The following is an 8,423-nucleotide window of genomic DNA, read 5'->3' as shown; positions in this document are numbered from 1 at the left end:
AACGATACGGGGGGAACATGCTCTGATGAATACAATTTCTCAGATCATACCGATCTACCCTCAAGAATCAAGACGGATGACTATATATTTAGTCGATCTCGCGTGGATGGATTTGAAATTCAACCACCCACCCTAATCGATAAAAAAGCTGAATCAATTTATCGATTGTGAATCGAGTAAAGTGACCATTAAATAGATGTGATACTTCAGGTTGCTGAATAGCCAGCAATGTTGCGAGTTCTCGCTGCTTCAACCTTTTTTTGATTAGAATTTGACGTAACTGATGCCCTAACTCTGCACGAGGATCTAAGGCAACGTTGTTATGTCCTTCTCGTGCCAACCTAGACCTATCTTCCGGAATGGAGCCATCATTCTCATCTCTCATCGTGATCTCTTATCCAATGCCTGAACAACCTAATGTTTGCTGGAAGACTCGCAATCAGACTCAAAGCGGCTTATGCTCAGCCAAGATTAATCTGACTATTATTGAATCTAGTCTTATTTAAGAATAATTCCAGTCTAAGAATAAAACAATAAGTATGATTGCTTATTGTTTTATGTGTAGGTTTGCAGTTCTGAGCTGCTTTCTACAATCAATTGTGAGGCTTTAGCTCTGCTGCTAGGTGCAATGTGACCCACGCCTCTGGCTGCTGGGAGATTATCTGCTGGGAAGCAGATGGTGTTTGCAGCAGATAATGGCCAACTTACGGAGCGATTCATTAGTACTAATGAATCGTGTTATCCTAAAGTCACTGCCGTCGCTAGCGTGCATATGGTTGCTACGATCGCCATTCATAAAATTTGCTTAGAACCGGGGAGTCGGATCATAATTCCCGACATTAGCTGGCATAAATTTGAATCAATTTTGCAGGAGCTGGGTGAGTCTCGCAATAGCCGTATTGCTTATAGTCAGAATACGTTAGAAATTATGGTTCCTTTGCCTGATCATGAGCGTAGCAAGATTTTAATATCTGACATTGTTAAAATTTTGTTGCGTCGTCAAAGTTGTGATTGGGAATCTCTTGGTTCAACAACATTTCGAGGTAAGCTTAAAACTGCAGGTGTAGAACCGGATGACTGTTTTTATATTGCAAACTACGAAGCTGTTATTGGCAAAAGTCGTCTTAATTTAGCGGTTGACCCACCTCCAGATCTGGCAATTGAGTCAGATTATACGTCTAAGACTAGATTGGATGCCTACATAGCTGTGAAAGTTCCTGAGCTTTGGATTTATGATCGGGGACTCAAAATTTATGTGATAGACGGTGAGGATTATCTTGTTGTTGAGAATAGCCCTACATTTCCTGGATTACCTATCAAGGTGATGGTTGATCGGGTGATTCAGCAGGCACAGCAGGTAGGCAGCAGTCGAGCATTACGAGCTTTTGAAGAAACTCTTTAGGGGTTGTCTAAAACTGAGTGGTCGAGAAAATTTTCTGACTGGTTTAGCAGTTAAGGACAGCTTGGATAGTGCCATAGTAAATGCTGGATAACTCTCAAAAGTGCTGGGTAAGAGCCTACCTACTTTCCTGGAGTTATACAGCAAAATTTCGGTATAAGTTCTGTAAATAGGGATGTTATTACGCAAATCTGCTGGATAAAATGCGGAAGCATGGATCTTATCCAGCAAGTCTGAGTTGAATTACAAGTTATACGGGCTTAATACTTGGTGATGTAGTACTACAGGCTTACTTCGCTTACTTCTCTCTTTTTATGTTTTCAAAATATTGAAAGCTTAGAAGTCGTTTTTATTTACTGAAACAGCTGATGGAAATTGCAAAGCTTCTTCTCGAATATATCAAAGTTCTTGCATGGCCATCCGTCATTCTGACAATTGTCTTGATGTTTCGTAAACAAATCGAAAGCCTTATTAAACGATTAGAAAAAGCTGATTTGCCTGGAGGTGTATCAATAAGCCTGCGTGCCGAGATCCTCGAAGCGAAAAAATTGTCTGAGCAAGTAATTGCGGAACCACTATCCCCACAGGCAAAAGGAGTACAAAATTTACCTCTAACAGAAGCTAATTTAAGGATGATAAAGTTAGGGTTGCAGCCTTCGCCAAGTGGCCTTAACGTCAACTATTATCGTGATCTTGTCGAGGATGATCCAAACCTTGCGCTTGCCGGATTACGTTTGGAAGTTGATGTATTGGCTAAAAATCTTGCTACAGGCTTTGGCATTGATGTTACCCCAAAAGATTCGGGAGGACGCTTGATCAAGAAATTGCACGACGCTGGTTCAATAACCTTGCAACAAGCACAATTGATCCAAAAGATATTAAAGTTAGCTAATGCTGGCATTGACGGAACATCTGTTAGCTATCGTGAAGCCAGTCAGATTATTAACATTGCTGGTGTTCTAGTTAACCAGTATATTGCATGGTTAAGTTGGGGATTTGACGATGGGTGGCAGCCAAGACAGAAAAGATAGTTAAGCAACCTCCATAACGCTACGCAGAAACCCATAGATCTCAAGTTCTATGACTTTGCTGATGTTCGGATAGCCCTCACCCCAACTCTCTCTCCCTGGGAGAGAGAGTCAGATTCAAAGTCTTTCTCCCCTCGGGAGAAGAATTTAGGATGAGGGCAAAAAGCTGGGCATTAATAAATTCTGATTCCTTAAGCAGGAATTCTGTTTCGCTCCATATCAGTCGATAATGGACCACGTTAAGACGCGCCGTGGAGGTCAGCTATCCAACCCTCCAAATGTCCCTCTGGGTTGATGCCAGTGCCGACAATGGTTAAACCATCATCAGAAATTCCAGTCGCTGCGCCCAATTTCCAACCCGTTAAATCAAGGCCAAATTCATCTGTAAAGACAGCCTGTAAGCTACGCATCCCATTGACGGCATCCCAAATAAACGCCCCCGCATCGATCGCAGACTTAGCAAAGTTACCACCGATCACGATCGCTCCATCCGCAGAAACCTTAACGAACCCAGGCCACTCACCCAGGCTGACCATCCCCTCTGCTTGAGTCCATCGAAAAATTTCCGTCTCAAAAGCGGTTGCTCTTTTACCCACCACCACTGAGCCGTCATCAGAGACATCAGTGGCCAGACTAAGTGCTTGATCTGTTGGATCGCTCAGCAGAGACATCCCGCCCGTTTGTGTCCAGCGAAAGGCTCGATTTTCAGACACTCCAAGCGGATTATGGCCATTAGGATTGATAAAGCCGACAATAACCGATCCATCTGCAGAAACGGCAACTGCTCGGCTCGTGAAACTGCCACGAATTGGCAAATCAACTGGAGAACCCAGTACCCTCATCCCCTCAGCTTGAGTCCAACGAAAGGCTTCATGATAGTTCGCTTCGCTACTCCCCTTGCCGACAATGACAGAACCATCCGCTGAGATGGCATCAGCCCGACTCCTGAAACTACCGTCAGGCAGGTCGCCGAGGCCAACAAAACCTTCTGCCTGCGTCCAGCGAAAGGCTTCGTTATCGCTATGGCCAGCAATCACAGAACCATCAGCCGAGATATCGCTTGCAACAGTTCCATAGGGATTACCCGGTAACTGCCCCAGGCCAACCATGCCCTCTGCCCGTGTCCAGCGAAAGGCTTCAGGCAAAGATGCACGATTGAGTTCAGTGCTGCTGTGACTAGCACCCACAATTACAGAGCCATCAGCCGAAATTGCCAATGCATAACTTTTAAACCAACCACCCGGTAAGTCACCAATGCCCACAAATGAGGCGATTGGGACAGCATTTGAGAGTGATGTACTGATGACAATTGCTGCTATTACTGCCATCACTGCACTGATAAAGACCCAGTATTGCTGCCTCATGGTTATGCTCCCAAAGCTGAATAGGTATGAAGAGTATTGGCCTTCACCGGATATCTTAATAAAGCGGTTGTCATGGTCGAGATTGACAAGACATGTTCACCAAGCAACGGTAGGGCCAAAATTCAAATATCAAATGCTGGACAGAGTGCTCCAAACAGAATTTCTGTTCTATCGGCCAAAGGGCGTAAAACGTCAATGTTATCAATGGGATTGCGACACAGATAGGCGAATTCTAAGTTAGTCAACGATTGCAGTGGACTCACATCAGTGACTTGGTTGTTGCTCATGGTGAGTTCCTTTAAGTTGCTCAGGGCGCTTAAGGGGGTAATGTCGGTAATTTGATTGTTGGCAATTTGTAAGGTTTCTAGCTGAGTGAGTGAGCGCACTGCACTAATGTCAGTAACCTGACTATCGCTAATGGCTAAACGGGAAAGCTGAGTCAGTGAACTGAGGGGGCTAATATCAGTAACCTGCTCAGTGCCGATCAGCTCAAGGATAGTGAGATTTGTTAACGTCTGTAGAGGTGCGAGATCGGCAACAGGGGTGTACCACAGTCTGATGGCCCTCAAATTAGTTAAGGACTGTAGCGGACTCAAATCTGATATTTTGTTGTACGACAGGTCAAGGCTGGTGAGATGCGTTAGCGATCGCAACGGCTCAAGGTTTGAAATTGCACTAGTCGTAGGACTTGCCGGGCTGCCATTGAACCCTTGGTTGCCCGGTAAACTCAAGTGAGTTCGGGTTAAGAGACGTTCGTTCGCTTGATTGCAGTCAGACGTTTCGGTCAACATCAACAGCCTATCGACCGTCATGCGAGCTGATTCTTCAAGGTTATCTCGATTGGCACACCAATCTAAAAAGCTGCTGAACGTATGCGTTTCAACTGATTGTTCTACCGTTTCAGTTTGCCCTACCGTTTCGGTTGCTTGATTGAAGATTAGCGGCAGACTGAATGCGAAAACTAGCATCAATTTTCTAGAGATAGGTTTGATGCTTGATGTTGAACATTTGAAGAGAGTTTGAACAGTTGTCAGTCTTAGCATCTTTATTTTAACCGGATACAGGTTTCAAAGGATTGCCTTGATATCAATCAAATTGTCTGATTTATGGATCTGAGTTTGAGAGCATATCCTTAGCTATACGCGTAACGCTCTCTCTTGAAATCTAAATACAGCGACAGCTAAAAGCTATGTACTATTACAAGCTAGATGACTTGCATAGTCAGCCTTCTGGCGATAATCAGTGCATCATTAATCTAGCCAGTGCTGGAAAACTGATTTAGTTAGAGCGGGAATAACAATAAGCACTCAATTACCCATAGACTAATGAATAGACTGTATGAAAGAGATAAATAATGTCGGCTTTTATATGAAGAAATGGTCAAGCATATCAGTAATAACTCGTAGTGAAAATATACCTGCGCGGCATGCCGAGAGAGCAATGCTGGATATTTTCCTCGGAACACAATAGGCCATGGGCCCAAGGCCCTTCACTCCAGCACTTAAGCCCATAGCCTATTTCTACTTAAGCTACCCAATCAAAGTAGCAAGCAAATACAACCGATCATTTGATCGAAACCCAAATCTCGAAGCCACCTAGCCCTGTTTCGGAGTTAAATGTCTCGTCATATTTCTCTAACATCGGTCCTGCTGCGGCTTCATACCCAGATTGCAGTAGGCCATCACTCCAAATGGCAGAAATTACCGACCGAATCTCTGAGATATGGCCATCGTGGCTAAACACGGCATACTTTTGGGCTGGTAAATTCAACTGCACCAACCCAAACGGTAAGCCATTATCTGTTTGCACTTCGACACCGCACAGGTAATCAAACACCCCGTCATCGTCGTAGTTGTAGCACACACCATAGGCAGCGCTGCCCAATTTTTTAGGCATGCTGTCGAGATACGGGACAAATCGTTGCCATTGATTTGGAATCCCAGCTGCCGATTCGCAATCGTACCGTTCTACAATGCCAAACAAGCGTTTGTTGGCCAGAGTCTCGACTTGTGGCGTACTGAGTTTAGGGAGTGGTGTTGTAGTCATAGCAATTGGCTCCATCAGTGATAAGTTGTTCAGGTTCCCTTGCGATCGCACCACCTCAGGTGTGAGATGAAACTCTTCCTTAAAGGCACGTGAGAAGGCTTCGTGGGAACTGTAGCCGTGGTCAAGGGCAACTGAGAGAATATCCGGCGCTCCCCCAGCCAACACCTTGGCCGCTTCTGTCAAACGACGACGACGAACGTATTTCATCAGCGACATTCCCATAACTTCTGAGAATGCGCGGGTGAGATGGAACTTGGATACGTGGCTAGCTCTGGCCACATCCTCCAGGCCTACGGAATTACGGAAGTGGCTTTCAATGTACCAAAGTCCCTTGTGTACTACGTTCATCTAAACTCCATTGGCGTCTTTTCTAATCCTAGTCACGTCTATAAGCTCACGCTTGATAGTTTTTGCGCTCCCTAGGATTTTTGCTATGGGGATGGTCCAAATTAGCTAATGACGAAATCTGTGTTTCTGTATGTTTAGCTAGTCTTTAACTGTTGCATCAGACGATCAAGGTTTATACCAAATTTCTCTCTCAACACACGGGCTGCCAAACCGGCTAAATGGCCCGCTAATTCCACTTCTTCAGTTTCTTCTAGCATGCCAACGAGCAAATGTTCTGGGGCAACATAAGTCTGTCCAAGCACATTGACGGTCTCTCGGGCTAGTTCTAACACCCGTTTCACCCTCGGGGCAAACGGTAGCGACGGGGGGGTAGGAATGTCGACCGGTGGTTCAGGACGGGCTCCCAGTAAGGCCACAATATGGCGTTGGGCATCATCAAACGTGACGGCGGCAGCGGATAAGGCGTTTGCGGCTGGGCTGGTCCCTTCAGCCAACAATCCCAACAACATGGCCTCTGTGCCAAAGACACCCAGGTTTAGCTGACGGGCAATTTCTTGTCCTAACGTAATGACAATAATCGCTTCAGGGGTATAGTTTTTTGCCGATATGTGCAGCTCAATATCTTCAGCTAAAGAAGAGAAGGCAATGGCTTTGAGAATATAGTCAAACGTTGCCTCATCCATCGTGCCCCAATTGGCGGCGGCGGCACCTTCTTGCTGGTATATTTTCGCAAACGACTCATAAATTTGTTCATCACCACAAATTAGGGATTTCATAATGCCTTGCCAATAGTCGGCCAAGGCTTTTACCTTGATGCCTTTGAGGCCACTACCTTGGGTCATTTCAGAACGGGCTAAGCTCAGCATTTCTTGCCACTCTGTTTGATGCTCCTGAAAACGGTCGGCGAGCACAGCTTGCTGCTGGGGAGTAAAATATTGTTCAGACATTGAAATGGTCTCCATTGCTTCCATCAGGTTTTCAACCGCAACAGATTTCGTGGTTTTAAGATCAGTTGCGATCGCACTCAACCGCTGCACTAATGTCCGCGACAGCGCCATCTGCTCCCGCAGGCGCGCCAGATGCAGATCAATCACCTGAGGTAAGGCATAATCAGGACTATCTAGACAGTCACGGATTTCTGACAATGTAAAGCCCAGCTGCCTGAGTGATACAATCTGCTGAAGCCGGATGATATCCCGCTCACTGTAGAGGCGATGTCCTGCCTTGGTGCGCTGAGACGGTGACAGCAACCCTACCTGGTCGTAATAGTGTAACGTCCGGATCGAGAGTCCAGTTTGCTTGGCAAGTTCACCAATTTTCATTTGGCTCGTCATCTCAGCTCCTTAGGGCTGCGGTTGATGTCTGCATGCTAAAACCTGACATCGCGTCAGGTGCAAGGGGGTAAGGTATGTTGGCATTGTGCATAGAACTGCATTGACCCATAAAAAACGAGGCAGTCATGAGCAAAGACGATCCTGTTATTTTTCATAAAGATGATGATCCGGAGTTACTACAAGCATCACAACAGGCTAGGGAAACGTTTCGATATTTCTGGAATCAAGTAGCTCTGGACTTCAACAGAATTATTCCTGCCCTGGAGTTGGCTTGTGTTAAGGCTCCATTTTCTGATGATGCCGCTAACCCACAGGCACCGGTCGAGCATATGTGGATTGATCAAATCAACTTTGACGGCATTGATATCTATGGCATTTTGCTCAACACACCTAGCCACCTCACGTCCTGGGTCGAAGGTGATGAGGTCCGGTGCCCGCTGACCGATCTTAGTGATTGGCTCTGTGTGTTAGAAGGCAAGGTCTATGGGGGCCACACTGTACAGGTAACCAGGGGGCGGATGGAGGCGGTAGAACGTCAAGAATATGATCAGGCCTGGGGGTTGGACTTTCCAGAGCCAGATACGGTGTTTATCCCTGAGCGGAATGACGAATTTGAGGGGACGATCGCCAACCTAATAGCAGAGGAAATTGCGAAGAATCCAGATGTTGTCAGGGCAATATTTGACACTGGTCAGACATTGCTACACTTAGAATCACTCCATGGTCGTATAGAATCCGTCAAGGTCCTGTTAAAACAGGGAGCCAGTCAGACCACCTGTTGCAATCGGGGCTGGACACCACTTGACTATGCGCGCTCCCTAGGATGGTCGAATATCATTCAGTTGTTAGAAACAACCACTGAAAGGTAAAAATTATTGGCTTATTGTTCAAAATGCTAGATGGA

General features: G+C 45.8%; 8 protein-coding genes. 3 read left to right on the top strand and 5 right to left on the bottom strand.

What is annotated here, in order from left to right; all coding sequences use genetic code 11:
• Window positions 1-88 precede the first annotated feature (88 nt).
• On the bottom strand, window positions 89-385 hold the full coding sequence (locus tag DXZ20_RS34465) for a helix-turn-helix domain-containing protein (protein WP_163703062.1): 297 nt from the start codon (window positions 383-385) through the stop codon (window positions 89-91).
• A 291-nt stretch (window positions 386-676) separates the two neighbouring features.
• Here DXZ20_RS34465 and DXZ20_RS34460 point away from each other — a divergent pair, with 291 nt between their 5' ends.
• Together DXZ20_RS34460 and DXZ20_RS34455 are read left to right on the top strand one after the other, a co-directional pair.
• Window positions 677-1,402 (top strand): Uma2 family endonuclease, encoded by a 726-nt coding sequence (locus DXZ20_RS34460; RefSeq protein ID WP_348918749.1) that lies wholly within the window; start codon window positions 677-679, stop codon window positions 1,400-1,402.
• Window positions 1,403-1,767: 365 nt separating this feature from the next.
• Complete coding sequence (locus DXZ20_RS34455; protein ID WP_163664339.1) at window positions 1,768-2,430, top strand: hypothetical protein; 663 nt, start codon at window positions 1,768-1,770, stop codon at window positions 2,428-2,430.
• A gap of 236 nt (window positions 2,431-2,666) precedes the next feature.
• On the opposite strand, the gene DXZ20_RS34450 is transcribed toward DXZ20_RS34455, so the two are convergent.
• The 4 genes from DXZ20_RS34450 to DXZ20_RS34435 form a co-directional block, all read right to left on the bottom strand.
• Entirely contained in the window at window positions 2,667-3,791 is a 1,125-nt protein-coding gene (locus DXZ20_RS34450) for a PEP-CTERM sorting domain-containing protein (RefSeq protein ID WP_163664337.1), read from the bottom strand.
• Window positions 3,792-3,913: 122 nt separating this feature from the next.
• On the bottom strand, window positions 3,914-4,759 hold the full coding sequence (locus DXZ20_RS34445) for a leucine-rich repeat domain-containing protein (protein WP_163668253.1): 846 nt from the start codon (window positions 4,757-4,759) through the stop codon (window positions 3,914-3,916).
• Between the two features lie 595 nt (window positions 4,760-5,354).
• Entirely contained in the window at window positions 5,355-6,185 is an 831-nt protein-coding gene (locus DXZ20_RS34440) for an AraC family transcriptional regulator (protein WP_163703061.1), read from the bottom strand.
• A 134-nt stretch (window positions 6,186-6,319) separates the two neighbouring features.
• Complete coding sequence (locus tag DXZ20_RS34435) at window positions 6,320-7,519, bottom strand: MerR family transcriptional regulator (RefSeq protein ID WP_163703060.1); 1,200 nt, start codon at window positions 7,517-7,519, stop codon at window positions 6,320-6,322.
• Between the two features lie 125 nt (window positions 7,520-7,644).
• Here DXZ20_RS34435 and DXZ20_RS34430 point away from each other — a divergent pair, with 125 nt between their 5' ends.
• Window positions 7,645-8,388, top strand: a complete 744-nt coding sequence (locus tag DXZ20_RS34430) for a DUF2314 domain-containing protein (RefSeq protein WP_163668259.1) — start codon at window positions 7,645-7,647, stop codon at window positions 8,386-8,388.
• The last annotated feature ends 35 nt before the right edge of the window (window positions 8,389-8,423 follow it).

It is taken from the genome of Adonisia turfae CCMR0081, assembly GCF_011009555.1.
Taxonomy (GTDB): Bacteria; Cyanobacteriota; Cyanobacteriia; order Phormidesmidales; family Phormidesmidaceae; genus Leptothoe; species Leptothoe turfae.
Note: the sequence above shows the minus strand (reverse complement) of the source record. Positions and strands in the feature narration are given on the sequence as shown.